Annotated in this window: 19 protein-coding genes and 1 rRNA gene; 13 read left to right on the top strand and 7 right to left on the bottom strand. The window is 49.3% G+C overall.

The window, feature by feature from the left end:
• Positions 1-188 precede the first annotated feature (188 nt).
• The 3 genes from rrf to ASC40_RS07270 all read left to right on the top strand — a co-directional run bounded on the left by rrf (position 189) and on the right by ASC40_RS07270 (position 1,736).
• Positions 189-302, top strand: a 5S ribosomal RNA gene (rrf, locus tag ASC40_RS07280).
• Positions 303-578: 276 nt separating this feature from the next.
• Positions 579-1,130, top strand: a complete 552-nt coding sequence (locus tag ASC40_RS07275) for a cytochrome b (RefSeq protein WP_055439127.1) — start codon at positions 579-581, stop codon at positions 1,128-1,130.
• 30 nt (positions 1,131-1,160) lie between these two features.
• On the top strand, positions 1,161-1,736 hold the full coding sequence (locus ASC40_RS07270; RefSeq protein ID WP_055439126.1) for a YceI family protein: 576 nt from the start codon (positions 1,161-1,163) through the stop codon (positions 1,734-1,736).
• A gap of 34 nt (positions 1,737-1,770) precedes the next feature.
• Here ASC40_RS07270 and ASC40_RS07265 read toward each other — a convergent pair whose 3' ends face one another.
• The 5 genes from ASC40_RS07265 to cyaY are packed head-to-tail and all read right to left on the bottom strand — an operon-like array spanning position 1,771 to position 6,131.
• A complete protein-coding gene (locus ASC40_RS07265) occupies positions 1,771-2,925 on the bottom strand; it encodes a heme biosynthesis HemY N-terminal domain-containing protein (protein WP_055439125.1) in 1,155 nt (384 codons plus the stop codon).
• A 4-nt stretch (positions 2,926-2,929) separates the two neighbouring features.
• Positions 2,930-4,081, bottom strand: coding sequence for a uroporphyrinogen-III C-methyltransferase (locus ASC40_RS07260; RefSeq protein ID WP_055439124.1), 1,152 nt, complete (start codon positions 4,079-4,081; stop codon positions 2,930-2,932).
• A complete protein-coding gene (locus tag ASC40_RS07255) occupies positions 4,078-4,857 on the bottom strand; it encodes a uroporphyrinogen-III synthase (protein WP_055439123.1) in 780 nt (259 codons plus the stop codon). Before ASC40_RS07255 ends, ASC40_RS07260 begins: the two co-directional genes overlap by 4 nt.
• Positions 4,854-5,795 (bottom strand): hydroxymethylbilane synthase, encoded by a 942-nt coding sequence (gene hemC, locus ASC40_RS07250; RefSeq protein ID WP_055439122.1) that lies wholly within the window; start codon positions 5,793-5,795, stop codon positions 4,854-4,856. The genes ASC40_RS07255 and hemC overlap by 4 nt, the downstream gene beginning before the upstream one ends.
• Positions 5,796-5,804: 9 nt before the next feature.
• The gene (cyaY, locus tag ASC40_RS07245; RefSeq protein ID WP_055439121.1) at positions 5,805-6,131 is read right to left on the bottom strand and encodes an iron donor protein CyaY; all 327 of its coding nucleotides are present in this window, start codon (positions 6,129-6,131) and stop codon (positions 5,805-5,807) included.
• Positions 6,132-6,145: 14 nt separating this feature from the next.
• Between cyaY and lptM the strand changes: the two genes are divergently transcribed.
• The 7 genes from lptM to uvrD all read left to right on the top strand — a co-directional run bounded on the left by lptM (position 6,146) and on the right by uvrD (position 13,022).
• A complete protein-coding gene (lptM, locus tag ASC40_RS12095; RefSeq protein WP_082432493.1) occupies positions 6,146-6,361 on the top strand; it encodes an LPS translocon maturation chaperone LptM in 216 nt (71 codons plus the stop codon).
• Entirely contained in the window at positions 6,358-7,608 is a 1,251-nt protein-coding gene (gene lysA / locus ASC40_RS07240; RefSeq protein WP_055439120.1) for a diaminopimelate decarboxylase, read from the top strand. Before lptM ends, lysA begins: the two co-directional genes overlap by 4 nt.
• Positions 7,605-8,426, top strand: coding sequence for a diaminopimelate epimerase (dapF, locus tag ASC40_RS07235; RefSeq protein ID WP_055439119.1), 822 nt, complete (start codon positions 7,605-7,607; stop codon positions 8,424-8,426). Before lysA ends, dapF begins: the two co-directional genes overlap by 4 nt.
• A complete protein-coding gene (locus ASC40_RS07230; RefSeq protein ID WP_055439118.1) occupies positions 8,423-9,139 on the top strand; it encodes a DUF484 family protein in 717 nt (238 codons plus the stop codon). The genes dapF and ASC40_RS07230 overlap by 4 nt, the downstream gene beginning before the upstream one ends.
• The gene (locus tag ASC40_RS07225; protein ID WP_055439117.1) at positions 9,129-10,031 is read left to right on the top strand and encodes a tyrosine recombinase XerC; all 903 of its coding nucleotides are present in this window, start codon (positions 9,129-9,131) and stop codon (positions 10,029-10,031) included. The genes ASC40_RS07230 and ASC40_RS07225 overlap by 11 nt, the downstream gene beginning before the upstream one ends.
• A gap of 9 nt (positions 10,032-10,040) precedes the next feature.
• Positions 10,041-10,763 carry an HAD-IA family hydrolase gene (locus ASC40_RS07220; RefSeq protein ID WP_055439116.1) on the top strand — a complete coding sequence of 241 codons (723 nt, stop codon included), beginning with the start codon at positions 10,041-10,043 and terminating at the stop codon, positions 10,761-10,763.
• Between the two features lie 63 nt (positions 10,764-10,826).
• Positions 10,827-13,022 carry a DNA helicase II gene (gene uvrD, locus ASC40_RS07215; RefSeq protein WP_055439115.1) on the top strand — a complete coding sequence of 732 codons (2,196 nt, stop codon included), beginning with the start codon at positions 10,827-10,829 and terminating at the stop codon, positions 13,020-13,022.
• On the opposite strand, the gene rarD is transcribed toward uvrD, so the two are convergent.
• Positions 12,998-13,897 carry an EamA family transporter RarD gene (gene rarD / locus ASC40_RS07210; RefSeq protein WP_055439114.1) on the bottom strand — a complete coding sequence of 300 codons (900 nt, stop codon included), beginning with the start codon at positions 13,895-13,897 and terminating at the stop codon, positions 12,998-13,000. The two genes, uvrD and rarD, sit on opposite strands and share 25 nt — an antisense overlap.
• A gap of 147 nt (positions 13,898-14,044) precedes the next feature.
• Here rarD and recQ point away from each other — a divergent pair, with 147 nt between their 5' ends.
• Positions 14,045-15,862: a DNA helicase RecQ gene (recQ, locus tag ASC40_RS07205; RefSeq protein ID WP_245622236.1), complete on the top strand. Its 1,818-nt coding sequence runs from the start codon at positions 14,045-14,047 to the stop codon at positions 15,860-15,862.
• 14 nt (positions 15,863-15,876) lie between these two features.
• On the opposite strand, the gene ASC40_RS07200 is transcribed toward recQ, so the two are convergent.
• Positions 15,877-16,503, bottom strand: coding sequence for a LysE family translocator (locus ASC40_RS07200; protein ID WP_055439113.1), 627 nt, complete (start codon positions 16,501-16,503; stop codon positions 15,877-15,879).
• A gap of 135 nt (positions 16,504-16,638) precedes the next feature.
• Between ASC40_RS07200 and ASC40_RS07195 the strand changes: the two genes are divergently transcribed.
• Positions 16,639-17,610: a Vgb family protein gene (locus tag ASC40_RS07195; protein ID WP_055439112.1), complete on the top strand. Its 972-nt coding sequence runs from the start codon at positions 16,639-16,641 to the stop codon at positions 17,608-17,610.
• 49 nt (positions 17,611-17,659) lie between these two features.
• Entirely contained in the window at positions 17,660-18,643 is a 984-nt protein-coding gene (locus ASC40_RS07190) for a hypothetical protein (RefSeq protein ID WP_055439111.1), read from the top strand.
• Positions 18,644-18,650 lie beyond the last annotated feature (7 nt).

Raw genomic sequence — 18,650 nt, 5'->3', positions numbered from 1 at the left:
GAAAGTGTTTAGGGCTAATGTAGCCCGGCGTTTGACGCCGGGGACGCAAGTTCGAGCTTTTATTAAAATGGATGCTACGTCAGACGTAGCCCGGCGTTACAGACCGGGGAGCGATGCTCCAATCATGTAGAGTGGTCATCATTACCTTATACAAAGCAATCAGCCTTCATATTGTTTAACAGTTTATGCCTGGCGGCCATAGCGAAGTGGAACCACCTGATCCATTCCGAACTCAGCAGTGAAACGCTTCAGCGCCGATGGTAGTGTGGGAGTTCCCATGTGAGAGTAGGACACCGCCAGGCTTTTAATAACGATGAGACCCCGAGCTAACGCTCGGGGTTTTTTCGTTTCTGAAGCCTGGTTCGTACGCTGCGCTGTTCGTATGCTGCGCTGTTGGTCACGCCCTCCGCCCCACTAATATCTAATATCCAACAGCTAATATCGCTTTTGCTCTTAGTTAATATCCCTTTTGCGCTTCAAGTATTCGATTTTTTCGAGCGTATTTATCTAAACTACTCGATATTACTAATTCAAAAATCCGCTAAACTAAACTCAATGACCACCATTGAGAGCACGCCATGATCAAAAACTCAACAGCCAGCTACGGTTGGCTAGCTATAGCAATTCATTGGGTTAGCGCACTACTCGTCATCGGGTTGTTTGCACTTGGCTATTGGATGCTTACATTAAGCTATTACGATCCATGGTATCGGCTAGGTCCATGGTGGCATAAGTCCATAGGCATCAGCTTATTAGTGATTACATTAGTACGCTCGATATGGAAGTTTTACACCGTTTCCCCTCAACCATTAGGCGCGCGTTGGGAGCAGCTTGGTGCCAAGTTGGGACATGGGATTATTTATGCATTGCTATTTGTGACCATGATTAGTGGTTACTTAATTTCAACGGCCGATGGTCGGGGTATTTCGGTATTTGACTGGTTTGAAGTACCAGCGCTTATTACCGGCATCCCCAATCAAGAAGACCTAGCAGGTCTGGTGCATTGGTACGCGGCGTTGGCGCTCGTTATTGTAGCCGCAGGGCACGCTTTAGCAGCGCTTAAGCATCACTTTATAAACCGAGACGACACTTTGAAACGTATGTTAGTCAGTAAGCACATTAACGATTAACGTCACACGATTTACTTAAGGAGATTTACCATGAAAAAATTAGTTTTAGCAACATTGATCAGCACTTCATTACTGGGTGCAAGCCAAGTTCAGGCGGCTGATTATGTCATTGATACCAAAGATGCTCACGCTTTTGTGCAATTCAAAATTAGCCACTTAGGTTATAGCTGGTTGCTTGGTCAGTTCAACGACTTCGAAGGTACATTTAGCTATGACGAAGCCAACCCAAGTGCGGCAAAAGTTAATGTCACTATTGATGTAGCAAGTTTAGATAGTAACCACGCAGAGCGTGATAAACACTTGCGTAGCGATGACTTTTTTAATGTTGAAAAATATCCGCAAGCCAAGTTTGTTTCAACCAGCTATGCTCCAAATGGCGACGGCACTGGCGTACTTAAAGGTAATTTTACCCTGCACGGTACGACCAAAGAAATCGCTATTGATGTGAAAGAAATTGGCTCAGGACAAGACCCTTGGGGCGGTTTCCGTCGCGGCTTTGAAGGCGCAGTGACCCTTACGCCAGCTGAATTTGGTATGGATTATGACTTAGGCCCAGCCTCTGAAACAGTTGAAATCTTCTTGTCTATCGAAGGTATTCGCCAGTAAGTAGCTGCTTACCTGAATCAGCAATGCGGGCTCGTTAAGCCCGCATTGCTTCACGGTAACACTGCAATGCATTGGTCGTATCACCAAGAGCATCGTAGGTCATTGCTAAATCCAACCATACCCGTTGCGACGGGGCTAACTCTGAGGCGCGGCGCAGAGCGCGTTGCGCCAAAGCATAATCTTTGGTGGTTAATGCCATTTGGCCCATAGCTTGTAGCAAGAATGAGTCGTCAGCTTTTTTCTTTAAGCCCTCTTGTACTATGTCGCGTAATTCAGGGCCTGCAACTAACAAATTATTTTGCAGCAGGTCAGCGATGTCTAATTCGCCACGCTTCAGTGCGCGAGCTGCAACTTTATCGGCTGCTTTGGTTTGATCAAAGGTAACCAAAGCGCGTAAGTATGCCCGACGAATGACGGCATCACGGCGTTCATCGCGGCGTAGGCTTTGCCAGTAGTCTTGCAGTTTTGTCGCCCCTTGGCGGCCTGCTGCTAACATTAAAGCGTAATAAGTTTCTTCCTCAATTGATTCATACTGAGTTTCACTAAACAGTTTTAGTTCGCGCGCAATAGGTAATAAAGCAACAAGGTCATCATAACGATGTACCCGTTGATACCCCATAATGGCCGCACGAATAAGCTCAGGATGGCGCGGATAATCGCGTAGAAGGGCTTTCAAATCGGTTAAGCGCGACGAGATAGAGTCTGGATTGTCGCGCAAAGCATAAAGCATTTCAGAAACCGCTAAGTCAGCGGTTTTACCACTATGGGTTAGCCATTCGCGTGCTTGTTTAAGGTCGCCAATGTGCTGTGCAGAATAAGCCGCGAGCAGAGCATCGTTCGGCTGCTTGCGTAGCTGCCAGGCTCGATTTGCCGCGCGCGAACTACCAGCATAATCACCGTCATTCAATGCCACCAAAGCCTCGTGAAAGGCCGCTTCAGCTTTTTGTTGACGGCGCTCGCCAAACCAGCGCATACCCCATTTTGTGCCACGCACAAGGCGCGCGATAAAGGCAAAAACGACCCGCAGAATAAGTATGGCAATAACCAGTAGAATAAGCGCTGCGACAACGCTAGTTTCAACGGTCCATTGGCCTATAGATAGCAAAACGTAGCCAGTGTTGCCTGACCACAACGGCCCCACCAATAAGCCAACCACCAGCAGTACAACAATAACGAGTGCGGTTTTCATACTATTAACCTCCTACGTTTTGTTGGCGAACGAGACGCTCAAGCTGGCTTGTTGCTTCTAATTGGGTTGGATAATCTGGGCGCAGTGTTACTCGCGATAACTCAGTAAGCTGCTTCACAATTTCAGTAATGCCAGTATCTGTTATTTGCCCGTCAAGCACTTGTAATTGGCTGATTGCTTCATCAAGCGTGGTCTCGTAAAGCGTTTGCTCACCTTGCATAGCAGCTTGTTGCGCCAACTGAAGTTGCAGCAATAGACGTTGTTGCACCGCATCAAAATAAGCGTCAGCAATCAAGGGTTCAACTGGCGTGTCACGACGTTGTACTCTGACAAATTGTTGCATCAAGGTATTGGCGCTGCGCTTTAGGTTGGCCAGCCATGAGTCGTCTTCTGACGGCGTTTGTTCCACATCCGTCATGGCAAGTTGTTGGTACCAAGTACTGCGGCTAATGCGGTCGCGTAGTGCTCCTAAAGTCAAGCTCACGTCATTAACTTGTGCTTCGGGTAGGTTCTCAAGAGCTGATATATCGTTTGCTAACGCTTGGCGCGCGGCCATATGCGCGGGGTTATTTAACGCAACTAAGTGTGACTGGGCCAACCGCAAAAATGCTAAGCTAGCTTGTGGGTCTTGTTCTATCCACAGCTTTGTTGCCGCCCGGCCAGTCAGTTCATAAGCTTCAAAAATGCGCCAATTGGACTCCTGTGACATATCCAAGTTAGCCAGCTCAGCCTGCACCGACTCTACTGCCAATCGATAATCGGCAAGTTGCGATTGTTGCGTTTGCAACTGCTGACGCACTTGCTGCTCTTGTGCGCTTAGCGCCTGTTCAAGCTGCTTGTTAACTTTGCCTACTGTGCTTTCAAGCGCTTTTTTTAACTGTTCTAGTTCGGTTTGAGTTGCAGTTTGCTCGTTACGCAAGGTTTCAAGAGCTTGTTGGTGTTGCGTATGCATTGGTAATAAATGACGGTAGCCAAACCAAGCTGCGGCAGCAATGATCAGCAGAAGAATGAGTACAATAAGCCAAGGTACGAAGCTGTTTGATTTTGACTTATTTGCTTTCACAGAGGGTACCGAACTAGTCGTTTTATCGTCGTTATCAGCAACCGGTGTCGATGACTCTTGTTGTTCTAATTCGTTAGACGTGGACTCACTCATAAATCTTCCTTTTTTATTAGCGTTTGCCAAGCATCGGCAAGCGCAAATGGCGTGGCACTATCGGCAATAACAACGCGTTGCCGCATGGCGACGGGTATAAGCTGTGCAAGTCGTTCGCTAGCAAGCACCCAATAACACTGTGCTAGCCAATGTAGCGCGTGCTGAGGTAACGCCGCAAGAAAATAACCTAACTGTTCGGCACTGCTTACAACAATGCCGTGAACCTGTTCTTGCCATTGTTCAATGGTCGCTGCGCTCACTTTGTTGGGCACTCGCTGGTAAACTTCTAAATACGTGACATGGGCACCGCGAGCACGCAAAGTGTCTGCCGCAAGTTCGCGACCGCCACGGCCACGAACTAGCAACCACTGTTGATGAGCAACATCTTGTAACTCGGGCAATTGCAGCAATGCATCGCTGTTATGTTTGCGCCATGGGCAAGTAACAGGCCGCTGAACAACCTGAGCTATGGCCTTTGCACTGGTTGGCCCCACCGCAAACCAACGCGCCACAGGCATTTTGCACTCGGGAGCCCAAGCCTGTGCCTGTTGTGCAAAGTAATTGGCGGCATTGACACTAACCATTAAACCGCCGTGCCAGGTTTGCGAAAGAATATTCCGCAAACTGTGATTGGGGTCGTCATAACCACAAATGTTGACCATACTGTGCACCAAACACTCGGCTTGCATGCCCATCAAAGCGGCACGTTGTTGCAACATGCTCACTAATGAGCCAGCTTGGTCATCCGGTCGCAACAACAGCAATTTATGCATCATGACTGCAAATCATTCTCCGCGTACACGTCTTTTAAAATTTTACCGGCGCCGCGGGCGAGTAAGTATTCCGCAAGTTCTGTACCCAATGCTTCGGCGTGATCGCGGTGCCCTTTAATGTCGCCCTCAACAATTTCACTGCCGTCAGGGCGGCCAACTAAGCCGCGCAAATGAATTTGGTCGCCGTGTAACTCTGCGTAGGCACCAATAGGAACTTGACAACCGCCTTGCAAACGACGATTCATAGCGCGTTCAGCCAGTACGCAACTGCGCGTATCGGCACAGGTTAATGGCGCTAAAAGTGCTTTGGTGGCTTCGTCGTCGCTACGGCACTCAATACCCAGCACGCCTTGACCATTGGCCGGAAGGCACAGCTCAGCTGGAATACGTTGTTTAATACGGTTGGTTAGCTCTAGGCGAATTAGCCCAGAAGCGGCCAAAATAATGGCGTCAAACTGGCCTTCGTCGAGCTTGCGCAAACGGGTTTGTACGTTCCCGCGTAGGTCATGCACTACTAAGTGCGGAAAGTTAGCTAAGATTTGGCATTTGCGACGTAAGCTGCAGGTGCCGACAATAGCCCCTTCTGGCAATTCTGATAATTGCGCGTAGTTATTTGACACAAAGGCGTCGCGTGGGTCTTCGCGTTCGCAAATTCCAAATAGCTCTAGGCCTTCTGGAAATTCAACCGGCAAATCTTTCATCGAATGCACAGCTAAATCAGCTTGGCCTTCTAACATGGCAACTTCGAGTTCTTTGACGAACAAACCTTTGCCGCCAATTTTGGCCAGTGGCGTGTCCAAAATAACATCGCCTTTGGTGCTCATCGGCAGCAATTCAACGTTGAGCTCAGGGTGTAACTGCTCTAGTCGGGCTTTAATGTGTTCTGCTTGCCACATGGCGAGTAAGCTTTTACGGGTGGCAATAGTCAGTGTTTTACTCATGTACAGGGCCTATGAATCCGCAGGTGATAGAGAAATAGGGGTTTCGGCTTGCTTGCTTGCGGCTTCGCTTAGCAAACTCCACAGCTCACTGCCGGTGCGATTATCAATCCATTGGCCATCGCGCCACTCAAAATGATGCCCATTAAACTTGGTAGCTACCCATAACTGGTGCAATGGCGGCTGCTTGTTGATGACCATTTTTGTGTTGTTTGGAAAGGTTAATTCCAAAATGTCGCCACCTGACTCACAATCAATATCAACGCCGCAGGCTTCAACTGCTTCTTCAATGGCTAGTATGGTTGATTCAGCTAATTCGTGGTATTCGTGCTCTTGCATGTCAACTCCTGATAATGACATTTGCGCGTCTCAATGCGATGATAGACACAACAACAATTTTAACCGTAATAATTAGGTACAGTTTACCGATGTTTAACTTGAAAGTAATGCGTCTGATCATTGTAGCAGGAACGCTCGGTTTTATCGCCGCGTGTGGACAAAAAGGGCCGTTAGAATTGCCCCCACCACCAGAGCAGAATCAACCCGCTGAGCAGGCTGAACAGGCATGAGTTTTGACTATGTAAATGGCATACTGCACGCCGAACAATGCAATATAAATGAGCTAAGCGATACCTACGGCACACCGCTGTACGTGTATTCGCAAACACAGATCACCGCGAACTGGCAGCGTTTCGCGGCGTATTGGCCTGCACCGCACAAGCTGTGCTATGCCGTAAAAGCGAACAGTAACTTAGCTGTTTTGAATTTATTAGCCCGCTTAGGCGCTGGGTTTGACATTGTTTCTGGCGGCGAACTGGCGCGGGTGCTCGCGGCCGGTGGTAAAGCCAAAGACGTGGTGTTTTCTGGCGTAGCCAAAAGCCAAGAAGAAATGGCTTATGCGCTTGAGCAAGGTATTTATTGTTTCAATGTAGAGTCGGCTGCTGAGCTTGAGCGTTTGAACCAGGTTGCCGAAACGCATGGTGTTATGGCACCAGTATCGTTGCGGGTCAATCCAGATGTTGATGCGCAAACTCACCCGTATATTTCAACCGGCCTAAAAGCCAATAAATTTGGTATTGCGATGCAGGATGCGCGTGCCGTGGCACGGCGTGCAATGGCGCTACCGAACATCAATTTACAAGGGTTAGATTGCCATATTGGTTCACAAATTTTAACGCTCGAACCCTTTCTAGATGCCGCCGACATTATGCTGAACCTGATTCATGAGCTGCGTGAAGAAGGGATTCAGATTACTCATCTTGATATGGGTGGTGGTATGGGAATTCCCTATCAGCAGGAGCGCACGCCCGATGTGAGTGTTTACTTGCAGTCACTTTTAGAGCGTGCAGAAAAGCTTGGCAACCTCACTCTGTTATTGGAACCAGGCCGTGCCATCGTTGGAAACGCGGGCGCGTTAATTACCACGGTAGAGTATTTAAAATCGGGCGAGGATAAAAATTTTGTATTGGTTGATGCAGCAATGAATGACTTGATGCGTCCTGCTCTGTACCAAGCCTATCATGACATTATTCCGGTGCGTCAGTGCGATGCCGACACGGCTATTGTTGATGTGGTAGGGCCGGTATGTGAAACCGGTGATTTTTTGGGGCATGCGCGACATTTATCGGCGCAAGAAGGTGATCGGCTGGCAGTGATGAACGCTGGCGCCTATGGTTTTACCATGAGCTCAAATTACAACACGCGTCCACGGGCTGCTGAAGTAATGGTCAATGGTGGGCAAGTTCAACTCATACGTGAGCGTGAACGCTTAGAAGACTTATGGAAAGGTGAATACCTGTTGGAGACGCCTGAATGAATTTTGCCAAAATGCATGGGCTCGGCAATGACTTCATGGTGATTGACGGGGTAACCCAGAATATTTATGTGAACCCTGAGCAAATTCGGCACTGGGCAGATCGCCACCGTGGCATTGGCTTCGACCAACTGTTGTTAGTTGAGCCGCCATATGACCCTGATTTAGACTTTCATTATCGTATTTTTAATGCCGATGGCAGCGAAGTAGCGCAATGTGGCAACGGCGCACGCTGCTTTGCTTTGTTTGTGAAACTAAAAGGTTTGAGCAATCGCAATCATCTGCGGGTGAGCACCAAAGCCGGCAAAATGGTCTTGCACCATGAGCGCGATGGGCGTATTACGGTTGAAATGGGGCAGCCGCAGTTTAACCCCAGCGAGGTGCCTTTTAAGGCCAACAAAGAAGAGCTGACCTATATTCTGCGCGAGCAAGACCAAACTATTCTGTGTGGGGTGATGGGTATTGGCAACCCGCATTGTGTGATTGAAGTCGATAATATCGATACCGCACCGGTTGCTTCGCTCGGTCAAGCTATCGCCACGCATGAGCGTTTTCCTGAAGGCGTCAATGTCGGTTTTATGCAAGTGGTTGATCGCCAGCATGTGAAGTTACGGGTGTATGAACGCGGAGTGGGTGAAACCCAAGCGTGTGGAAGCGGCGCGTGTGCTGCTGCAGTTATTGGCATGCGCCAAGGCAAGTTAGATGAACAGGTCACGGTTGAATTACCGGGTGGGCAACTGAGTATTCGCTGGCAGCCAGGCCAACAAGTACGTATGACCGGCCCTGCTGAGCATGTATATGATGGATACCTAAAATTATGACGACGGACGTTAAAGCAATACCGAACCCAGTGGTTGATGACACGCTAATAGCGCAGTATTTGGCCGAGAACCCAGACTTTTTTGAGCATCATCCGCAGTTACTTAAGCAACTGAGTTTGCGTCATCAAGAACGCGGCGCAGTGTCGCTAGTTGAGCGTCAGCAGCAAGTATTGCGCCAACGCATTATGCAGCTTGAAGAAGAAATTACCGACTTAATGGTCACCGCACGCCGCAACGAAGAGCTCTTTCGTGCTTACAGTGATTTGTATGTGGCGCTACTGGCCTGCAACCATTTAGCTGAAGTGATGGACGCGCTACAAGAAACGTTTTCAACGCAACTGAATATGCCAGCGTTGTCATTGAAGTTTTTTGATAGCCCAATTGAGTTAGACGAGCAGTTTACCTTTGCCGCCGACACGCACAAAAAACTATTAAGCAAGCGTTTTCAGTCAGCCAATGTGTACTTGGGCCGGTTAACGGAAGATGAAAAGAAATTACTCTTCCCGAACGAGCCCATTGCTTCAGTGGCGTTGATTTTATTGGGCGACAAAGGCGAGTTGGGTATGTTGGCCATAGGCAACCATGACGCTGGGCATTTTGAGCCGGCAATGGACACTTTATTAGTGCGTCAGTTGCAAGCACTACTGACCAAGATTTTGCCTCCGCTGCTTGCTCATCAGGCAAGTTATCAGGCCCAGAGCGATGACGCTTGATGCGCTAAGGCAACGCTTTCTTGATCACTTAGCCGGCGAGCGCGGGCTCGCCGAGCACACTTTGCGCAGTTATGGCGCCATTTTAGCAGACGACCTTGTCGAACTAGCCGGCACTCAGGTCACAGCGCCAGAACAACTCACGTTGCCCGTGCTTGAACGCTTATTTATTAGCTGGCGCCGGCGTGGTTTGGGTGATGCATCGCTAGCACTGCGTTTAGCCGCATGGCGCACCTTCTGTAATTATTTAATGCGCGACCAGTGGTTGCTCGACAACCCTGCCGCACAACTCAAAGCTCCGCGCGCCGCCAAACGGCTTCCGAAAAACCTCGATGTGGATAGCATTAGTCAACTGTTGCAGTTGCCCCAAGATGATCCGCTCGCCATACGTGATGCTGCGATGATGGAATTACTTTATGGCAGTGGTTTGCGCTTGGCCGAATTGGTTGCTTTAGACATCGATGCCATTCATAGTCGCCACCGCGAGCTTCGCGTGCTTGGTAAAGGCAATAAAACGCGTATTGTGCCCTATGGTCGTTGCGCAGCCGAAGCGCTCGAGCGCTGGTTACCCGTGCGTGCCCAGTGGTTGGGCAGCAAACTAGACGAAGTGGCATTATTCATATCGCAACGCCAACAGCGTATTAATCCTCGTACCGTGCAAGTACGCTTGAACTTCTGGGGGCAGCAACAAGGGCTCAAAGGCAACTTACACCCCCATAAACTGCGTCACTCGTTTGCTTCACATATGTTAGAATCGAGCGGTGATTTACGCGCAGTGCAAGAACTACTTGGGCATGCTAACTTGAGTACCACGCAGGTATATACCCACTTAGACTTTCAGCACCTTGCCAAGGTATATGATGGCGCCCATCCGCGCGCCAGGAAGAAAAAATAAAGGCTTAACATGCAGTTTTATCGACGCCTCATGCCGGTTCAAGCGCTAAGCTTTGATCTTGATGACACGCTTTACGACAATGTACCTGTTATGCAGCGAGCCGAACAGGCGGTGCGCGATTTTGTGGTGCGAGAATTTCCTCAAACTGCAACCTGGCAGGCTGCTGACTGGTCGGCACACCGCATGGCCCTGATGCGCCGTGAACCCGATTTGGCAAGTAACATGACGCAATTGCGGTTACGAGCGTTGGCGGCTGGCTTGCAATCTTTTGGTATTGGTGCCGACGAAGCTCGAGCTGGTGCCGACGCGGCATTTGCTCACTTTATGAGCCATCGTAATGCGGTTGATATTGCGCCTGCGGTACATCAGCAGCTTGCCGCACTTGCTGAGCGTTATCCGCTGTACGCACTGAGCAATGGCAACGTGAATGTAGACGCCATTGGCCTTGGTGATTATTTTCAAGGCGTGCTGCAGCCCTCAGATAGCCTTCGCGGCAAGCCATTTGCGGATATGTTTCAAGCTGCCTCAGCCATGCAGCCACAGCTTGCGCCATACAATTGGTTGCATGTGGGAGACAGTCCCAGCGCTGATGTTTTAGGTGCCCACCGAGTTGGTTGGCAAAGCGCTTGGTTTACCGGTGGCTTGGGGCGAGCTGAGCACTTACAGGTATTGCCGACATTGGCCTATCATGACTTAGCAAAACTCGCACAATTTCTATTGAAAACCACATGACAACTGGTTGCATATACAGTATTCAGCCACTACACTGCAATTTTGAATTTTTGGTGACTTTCCATGCATGAGCATCCTTTACTTGCCCCATTGAATGACAAACAGCGCGAAGCCGTTGGTGCAGATGAGCGCCATATGTTGGTGCTTGCTGGCGCTGGCAGTGGTAAAACACGGGTGCTGGTACATCGTATTGCGTGGCTTATTCAAGAGCGCGGTTTGTCACCGCATAGCATTATGGCGGTAACTTTTACCAATAAAGCCGCGGCTGAAATGCGTGGGCGCGTTGAGCAGCTGTTAGGTAGTTCGGTGCGGGCCATGTGGATGGGCACCTTTCACGGATTGGCCCACCGTTTATTACGCGCGCATTATATGGATGTTGGATTGCCGCAGAACTTTCAAATTCTTGATAGTGACGACCAACAGCGCTTGATTAAGCGCACCATTAAAAGTCTAAACCTAGATGAAAAGCGTTGGCCGCCTAAGCAAGCACAGTGGTTTATTAATGCCAAAAAAGATGAAGGCCTGCGGCCGCATCACTTAGACGGCTACGACATTAATGAGCGAACATTCAAAGAAATTTATGACGCCTACCAAGTTGCCTGTGATCGCGCGGGGCTTGTTGATTTCGCTGAGTTGCTGTTGCGAGCACAAGAATTACTGCGCGAGAATCGTCACGTGCGCGAGCATTATCAACGCCGTTTTCGACATATTTTGGTGGACGAATTTCAAGACACCAATACCATTCAATATGCATGGATTAAACTGCTCTCCGGTGTGGGGCAAGAAACCGAGCACAATAATTATGTGACTATTGTGGGCGATGACGACCAATCTATTTATGGCTGGCGTGGTGCAAAGGTTGAGAATATTCACCAGTTTTTGCGCGATTTTCCGAATGTGCTCACCATTCGATTAGAGCAGAATTACCGTTCAACCAATAATATTTTGACTGCCGCCAATGAAGTTATTGCCAACAATGACGGGCGCTTAGGTAAAGAGCTCTGGACCGAAGGCGCTTCAGGCGAGCCTATTGATCTTTACGCAGCGTTCAATGAAATGGACGAAGCGCGGTACATTGCTGGGCGCATAGAACAGTGGAATGAACATGGCAATGCGCTGCAAGATGTCGCCATTTTATATCGCAGTAACGCGCAATCGCGGGTGCTAGAAGAAGCCTTGCTGCATGCGCGCATACCCTATCGTATTTATGGCGGGTTGCGCTTTTTTGATCGTCAAGAAGTGAAAGACGCACTAGGTTATCTGCGCTTGTTGGCGAGCCGCAATGACGACGCCGCACTTGAGCGTGTCATCAACACCCCCACCCGCGGCATCGGTGACCGTACCCTAGATATTATTCGCAGTGGTGCTCGCGAACGTGGCCTACCCATGTGGGAAGCTGCGAAGCAGTTGGTGCACGAAAAAGTGCTGTCAGGTCGTGCCGGCAACGCCGTAAAAGCCTTTTTAGATTTAATTGATCAGCTTGAAGATGAAACCGCCGACTACCCACTTGGGCGCCAAGCTGACACCGTGATAAAAAGCTCTGGTTTAATGGCCATGTATGAATCAGAAAAAGGCGAGAAAGCTGAAACACGGGTAGAAAACTTAAAAGAGCTGGTAAACGCCTGTGACAACTTCAATACCTTAGATGATGTGATTGAAGATGACATGACCCCGTTAAATGCCTTCTTGGCTCATGCTGCGCTTGAGTCTGGCGAAGAGCAAGCCGATGCGCACCAAGACGCGGTGCAACTGATGACCTTGCACAGTGCCAAGGGCCTCGAGTTTCCATTGGTGTTTATGGTGGGCGTAGAAGAAGGTTTATTCCCATCACAAATGTCGTTGGGGGAAAGTGGCCGCTTAGAAGAAGAGCGCCGCTTGTGTTATGTCGGCATGACGCGCGCCATGCAAAAGTTAGTGATTACCTATGCCGAGCAGCGCCGTATTTATGGCCAAGAACGTATTAACCGCATCAGCCGTTTTGTGGGGGAAATGCCGCCCGAAATGCTCAACCATGTGCGTTTGCAAGCCACAACCAAACACCATTCGCCGGCATTAGGGCGTTTTCATAGCGGCGCTAGCCATCAAGCCTTTGAAGAAACCGGCTACAGCTTGGGGCAACGTGTGCGCCACACTAAATTTGGCGAAGGCACGGTGTTGAACTACGAAGGCACTGGCCCACAAAGTCGTATACAAATTAATTTCGACGATGTGGGCAGCAAATGGTTGGTGGTTGCTTACGCACGCTTAGAACGCTGCTGAAATAGCAGCGTGTCTAAGCTGTAAATGGCCAACGCTAGCCAAATAATACCAAAAGTGACAAGTTTATCAGTGGCCAGTGGTTCGCCATAAACCCACACCGCCAGAATAAACATTAATGACGGGCCAATGTATTGGAAAAAACCAAGCGTTGAATATCGAATGCGTTGGGCGGCAGCGGTGAAGCAGAGCAATGGCGCGGTGGTGACGACGCCAGCGGCAACGAGCAGGGTATTAATTTGCCACGTGTTCTGGGTCATATCTGCCGCACTTGAGCTTGCGAAAAACACCATGTAAACCAGTACCGCGGGTAATAAAATCAAGGTTTCTAGCCACAAGCCAGTCATTGAATCAATCGGCAAGCGTTTACGAATAGCACCATAAATTGCGAAGCTGCAGGCCAGCGCTAATGCTACCCAAGGTACCGAGCCGAACGAAATTACCTGAATAAGCACGCCTGTTACGGCAAGCGCAATTGCAACAAGCTGCATATTGCGCATGCGTTCACCAAAGAATGCCATGCCAATCGCCACATTTAACAGCGGGTTAATGTAATACCCTAAGCTGGCGTCAAGAATATGATCGTTGTTAATTGCCCAAATAAACAAAAACCAATTGCCGCCCAGCAGGCAGGTCGCTAGCGCTAGGCGTAGCATTTGCTTTTTGTTCTGCAGCACGGGTTTTAAGCGGCCAGCGCGACCTAATACCATAATAAGAGCTAGCACCAGAATAAACGACCAAATAATTCGGTGGCTGAGTATTTCTAGCGCCGGGACAGACTCAAGCCATTTAAAATAAACAGGTGCAACGCCCCACATGGTATAAGCAGCGATCGCAAAAAACACTCCTTGGCGACTACGAGCAGCGTCATCGGTCATGAATATTACATCTCACAGTTGAATTGTACGAAAAAACAGCAGCCACCAGCAGAATATCACGGATTTACCATCATGTAGGTGGAGCTTCGCAAGCGGGATGCATACAATAGGGTTTTCCATAGCTTGCCGTCAATTGGAGACGCTATTTTGTCTGACTCTACGCTGTCACAACTTCTTGCCGATGTATTTGGCTATACCGCGTTTCGCGAAGGCCAATTACAGGTCATTGAAGCCGTGCAGCAAGGGCATGACGCGTTAGTGTTAATGCCAACCGGGGGGGGTAAGTCACTGTGTTACCAACTGCCAGCGCTAGCTGGAACAGGCTTAACGGTGGTTATTTCCCCGTTGATTAGTCTTATGCAAGATCAAGTGGAAGCCTTGCAGGCTATGGGGGTGGCTGCTGCGGCGCTGAATAATAGTTTAACGCCAGAGCAAAATACCACGGTAATGCAGCAGTTACACAACAACGAGATTCGGTTGTTGTATGTTAGCCCCGAACGCGCCATGCAAAGCTTCTTTATGCGTCAACTGCAACAATGGCAAGTCAACCTAGTGGCTATTGACGAAGCCCACTGTATTTCACAATGGGGGCATGACTTCCGCCCTGAATATGGGCAGCTTGGGCAATTGCGAGAAAGCCTACCGAACGTTCCGTTTATGGCGTTAACCGCAACCGCAGATGCGGCAACCGAGTCGGATATCATCACGCGTCTACACCTGCATCAGCCGGTTGTTTATAAAGGCTCGTTTGATCGCCCGAATATTCGTTACGTGGTGGAAGAAAAGTACAAGCCTTATAAGCAAGTAACTGATTACATTAAAAAACAACGCGGCGCCTCCGGTATTGTCTACTGTGGCAGTCGCAAAAAAGTTGAAGAGCTTGCTGAAAAACTACAACGCGAGGGGCTAAAAGCCGCGGGTTATCATGCTGGAATGGAGCATGAACAGCGTGAATTTGTATTGCGTGGCTTTGTGCGCGATGACATTGACGTGGTGGTGGCAACGGTCGCTTTTGGCATGGGAATAAACAAGCCAAACGTGCGATTTGTTGTGCACTTTGACGTACCGCGCAGCGTTGAGGGCTATTACCAGGAAACCGGCCGAGCTGGCCGTGATGGCTTGCCTGCTGAAGCCGTATTGCTGTATGACCCGTCGGACGCCGGCTGGATTCAAAGCATTATTTTACAAAACCCAGACGACGAACGTCGGCGAATTGAGCAGCATAAGTTTGCGGCTATGCAGTCAATGTGCGAGGCGCAAACTTGTCGCCGTTTAGTGCTACTAAATTATTTTAGTGAATACCGCGACAAACCCTGCGGTAACTGCGATATCTGTTTGGACCCGCCGCGTCAATATGACGGCACGGTCGATGCACAAAAAGTACTGTCCTGTGTGTATCGCGTTGGTCAACGCTTTGGCGTTAACCATGTGATTGATGTACTGCGAGGCAGCAAATCACAGCGTCTTATGGAGCTGGGCCACGATAAACTATCTACCTATGCGCTTGGTGCTGAGCATAGCCACGAATATTGGCTGGGTGTGGTGCGTCAGCTCATTCACCGCGGTTTGTTAATTCAGAATGTGCAGCAATATGGCATATTGCAGCTAACCGAAGCCGCACGTCCCGTGCTACGCGGTGACATTGCCCTACAACTGGCAGAGCCGCGCATTAACTTAGTGGTAAGTAAGCCGCGAGTGGCAGACCGTGGCGACTATGACAAAGTGTTATTCCGTCGCTTGCGGGCATTACGCAAAACTATTGCCGATGCTGAAGAAGTACCGCCATTTGTGGTATTTAACGACACCTCGCTGGTTGAAATGTCGATTAACTACCCAATAGATGAAACCGCCATGCTCGCTATTACCGGCGTTGGCCAAAAGAAATTAGAACGCTATGGCCACGAATTTATCGCAGCCATTAGTGCTTATTTAGATGCTGATGACGAGCCGGTTAGCCGCTTTTAACTAGATGTAAACTGCTAAGCAGCTGGCGCGAAATAAAACTGCCATAGCTCAAGTACCACCGGCACAATAGACAACACTAAAATCAGCGCCATGGTGATATTAAATAGCCGCTGCATAATTGGGTTGGTAAGCAACTTACGTAACAGCGAGCCAAACACCAACCAAACCCCAACGCACGGAAACGCCATTAAGAAAAACGCCAAACTAATGGCTAACACTTCAAAAAATGGCGAACCTTGCACCGTAGTGAATGCTGCAACAGCCCCCGTCGCCATGACCCATGCCTTGGCATTAACCCACTGAAATAGCGCTGCCTGCCAAAAGCTAAATGGCTTTTTCTCGCCCCGCTTTATGGCTTGTGGTTCAGCGGTGCCAATGTGCCAAGCTAACCATAGCAAATACAATACACCCAGCACTTTAATCAGCTGGTGCAAGTTGGGGTAACGATCAAAAATCACGCCAAAACCAAGCCCCACCAAGAGCACCATGACCGGAAACCCAAAACAGATACCGAAAAAATGAGGCAAGCTGTTCTTAATGCCGTAGTTCATGCCCGATGACATGATCATGACGTTGTTGGGCCCAGGGGTGATGGTGGTCGAGAAGGCAAAAAATAGCACCGCAATAAAAATCTCAAGCATAAGTACAAAATCGCTATTAGCTGTTGGATATTAGATATTAGCAAAAACCGGGCCGAAAAATCCTGCGTAGTTAGTAATAGGTTATGTACTAAACTAATATCTAATATCCAATAGCTAATATCGAGGTTGATTTATATGTTGGCAATGACTTTTGCTTTGATGATGGCTGGCGATGCTGCGGCCAATGCGACACTCGACATCACCGAATGGCAGGTGCCGTGGGAGAATTCGCGGCCGCGCGACCCCTACGTGGCAGCGCCTGATGAAGTGTGGTTTGTTGGGCAGCGAGCTGACTACGCGGCGGTGTTGAACCCTGAAACGGGCGAGTTCGAGCGCATTGATTTGCCCAAAGGGGCGGGGCCGCACAATATTATTGTTGACGAGCGAGGTGCTTGGTACGCCGGCAATAAAGGCGCTCATATTGGTAAAATTGACCGTGAAACCTACGAAATAACCCAATATCCATTGCCAGGTGACGGCCGCCGTGACGTGCATACCATGGAGTTTGATTTCAATGGTGATATTTTTTTCAGTGCCCAAGGGGCCAATCAAATAGGCCACATGGATGCCAAGACTCAAGAAATTACCCTTTGGAATGTGCCAACTAAAAATGCGCGCCCGTATGGGCTTGTGGTGTTTCAAGGAAAGCCATGGGCAACACTGTTTGGTAGCAATAAATTAGTGACGTTAACCGACAACAAAGAAATTCAAGAAATTGAATTGCCAAGAAAAAACGCAAACCGACCACGACGAATAGGTGTCGATGCGCAAGGTCATTTCTGGTACGTTGATTATGCAGGTGGTTATTTGGGGCGATGGAATCCAGCTACCGACGAGGTAAACGAGTGGCCAATGCCTGCAGGGGTGCGTTCCATGCCTTATGCCATGGCGATTGATCATCGCGGGTATGTTTGGGCCGCTGAAACCGGCGTTCAGCCCAATCGTATTGTAGGCTTTGACTCGGTCAGCGAAACCTTTACCAAGGCATTTGAGGTTGAAAGCGGCGGCGGTACTATTCGGCACATGGTGTTTGACCCACAGTCTCAAGCATTATGGTTTGGTACCGACGCGAATACGATTGGGCGCGCAACCATTCGCTATTATTAATGCAAGTGGCCGGCACTTTAGTGCATAAACACAAGGACACGGCAATTATATGAGCACGGAAAATTATTGGCGAGTCATTCGGCTTGCTGAATTTGAACGGCCTGATGCCCCGGCCAGTACTCGCTTGCAGCAGCTTTTGCAGCATATTCGTAGCTTATTTCCAAAAAGTGACGAAGTGGATGAAGACGAGCAAAAAGATGATTTTCCTGGCTACCGCGAGTTTGATGTAGCGCCTGCGGTAGAGGCGTTAGATGAAGCCTGGCAAGAGTGGCTAGAGGAGAGCGAGCCCGGTGTGAAGTTTTTGATTAGCCCACCTTTTAGCGGCTCAGCCAATATTGCCAGAGCTTGGGCCAAACAACACGGTTGGCAGCAATTACAGGCGCCGCAGCGTGAATTGCTCAGTGGTGTTCAAGTGGATGACTGGTGGCAGCCGCAAGCGACTGAGCATTGGCTGATGGATAGTTTGTCTGACTACTGGCAGCGCCATACCAATGGCCTGGCTTTTGTCAGAACCTTGTTGCCGAAATTAATACGCGGCGAGTTAGGTCAGGGAGTGGTGGTGTGTGACAGTTGGAGTTTTGCATTTTTACAGCGTGCGTGGCCGGCAAGCCTCCCAAATGTGTATTGTTTCGCGGCTGCTAACGAAAAGCTGCTTAAGCAAGTCGGCATACAGACCAACTCAAAAAAACTTAAAGCGCTTGCGGCAAGAGCATTCGGCAATGTTGGCCTAGCGTTAGCGCTATGGGCGGTTGAGCGTAATGCCGATCATAGCTTGCCAAGTATTCCTAGCGACTGCGGCGACGAGACAGCCTTTGTTCTGTATGCATTGCTGTTGCATAACGGTTTGCCCGGGCAGCAGTTGCAAGGCGTATTACCCACCCTAGCGGCCGATCAGCTCGATGTGCAATTACTCCAACTGCAGCAAGCTCGACTCATTGAATGCAAGAGCGAGCATTGGCGAATTACTGTCTACGGCTACCTAGCGGTGCGTGACTTTTTGAAAAGTCGTGGCTATTTCGTTGACGCGTTTTAACTGAGGT

This window comes from Pseudidiomarina woesei (genome assembly GCF_001418345.1).
GTDB classification, from domain to species: Bacteria; Pseudomonadota; Gammaproteobacteria; order Enterobacterales; family Alteromonadaceae; genus Pseudidiomarina; species Pseudidiomarina woesei.
The sequence above is the reverse complement of the archived record's forward strand: the minus strand, read 5'-3'. Positions and strand labels throughout refer to the sequence as shown.

What these genes read in the sequence shown, in the direction of transcription:
- ASC40_RS07275 (WP_055439127.1), top strand. Translation starts at nt 579, where the DNA reads ATGATCAAAAACTCAACAGCCAGCTACGGTTGGCTAGCTATAGCAATT.
- ASC40_RS07270 (WP_055439126.1), top strand. Translation starts at nt 1,161, where the DNA reads ATGAAAAAATTAGTTTTAGCAACATTGATCAGCACTTCATTACTGGGT.
- ASC40_RS07265 (WP_055439125.1), bottom strand. Translation starts at nt 2,925, where the DNA reads ATGAAAACCGCACTCGTTATTGTTGTACTGCTGGTGGTTGGCTTATTG.
- ASC40_RS07260 (WP_055439124.1), bottom strand. Translation starts at nt 4,081, where the DNA reads ATGAGTGAGTCCACGTCTAACGAATTAGAACAACAAGAGTCATCGACA.
- ASC40_RS07255 (WP_055439123.1), bottom strand. Translation starts at nt 4,857, where the DNA reads ATGATGCATAAATTGCTGTTGTTGCGACCGGATGACCAAGCTGGCTCA.
- hemC (WP_055439122.1), bottom strand. Translation starts at nt 5,795, where the DNA reads ATGAGTAAAACACTGACTATTGCCACCCGTAAAAGCTTACTCGCCATG.
- cyaY (WP_055439121.1), bottom strand. Translation starts at nt 6,131, where the DNA reads ATGCAAGAGCACGAATACCACGAATTAGCTGAATCAACCATACTAGCC.
- lptM (WP_082432493.1), top strand. Translation starts at nt 6,146, where the DNA reads ATGACATTTGCGCGTCTCAATGCGATGATAGACACAACAACAATTTTA.
- lysA (WP_055439120.1), top strand. Translation starts at nt 6,358, where the DNA reads ATGAGTTTTGACTATGTAAATGGCATACTGCACGCCGAACAATGCAAT.
- dapF (WP_055439119.1), top strand. Translation starts at nt 7,605, where the DNA reads ATGAATTTTGCCAAAATGCATGGGCTCGGCAATGACTTCATGGTGATT.
- ASC40_RS07230 (WP_055439118.1), top strand. Translation starts at nt 8,423, where the DNA reads ATGACGACGGACGTTAAAGCAATACCGAACCCAGTGGTTGATGACACG.
- ASC40_RS07225 (WP_055439117.1), top strand. Translation starts at nt 9,129, where the DNA reads ATGACGCTTGATGCGCTAAGGCAACGCTTTCTTGATCACTTAGCCGGC.
- ASC40_RS07220 (WP_055439116.1), top strand. Translation starts at nt 10,041, where the DNA reads ATGCAGTTTTATCGACGCCTCATGCCGGTTCAAGCGCTAAGCTTTGAT.
- uvrD (WP_055439115.1), top strand. Translation starts at nt 10,827, where the DNA reads ATGCATGAGCATCCTTTACTTGCCCCATTGAATGACAAACAGCGCGAA.
- rarD (WP_055439114.1), bottom strand. Translation starts at nt 13,897, where the DNA reads ATGACCGATGACGCTGCTCGTAGTCGCCAAGGAGTGTTTTTTGCGATC.
- ASC40_RS07200 (WP_055439113.1), bottom strand. Translation starts at nt 16,503, where the DNA reads ATGCTTGAGATTTTTATTGCGGTGCTATTTTTTGCCTTCTCGACCACC.
- ASC40_RS07195 (WP_055439112.1), top strand. Translation starts at nt 16,639, where the DNA reads ATGTTGGCAATGACTTTTGCTTTGATGATGGCTGGCGATGCTGCGGCC.
- ASC40_RS07190 (WP_055439111.1), top strand. Translation starts at nt 17,660, where the DNA reads ATGAGCACGGAAAATTATTGGCGAGTCATTCGGCTTGCTGAATTTGAA.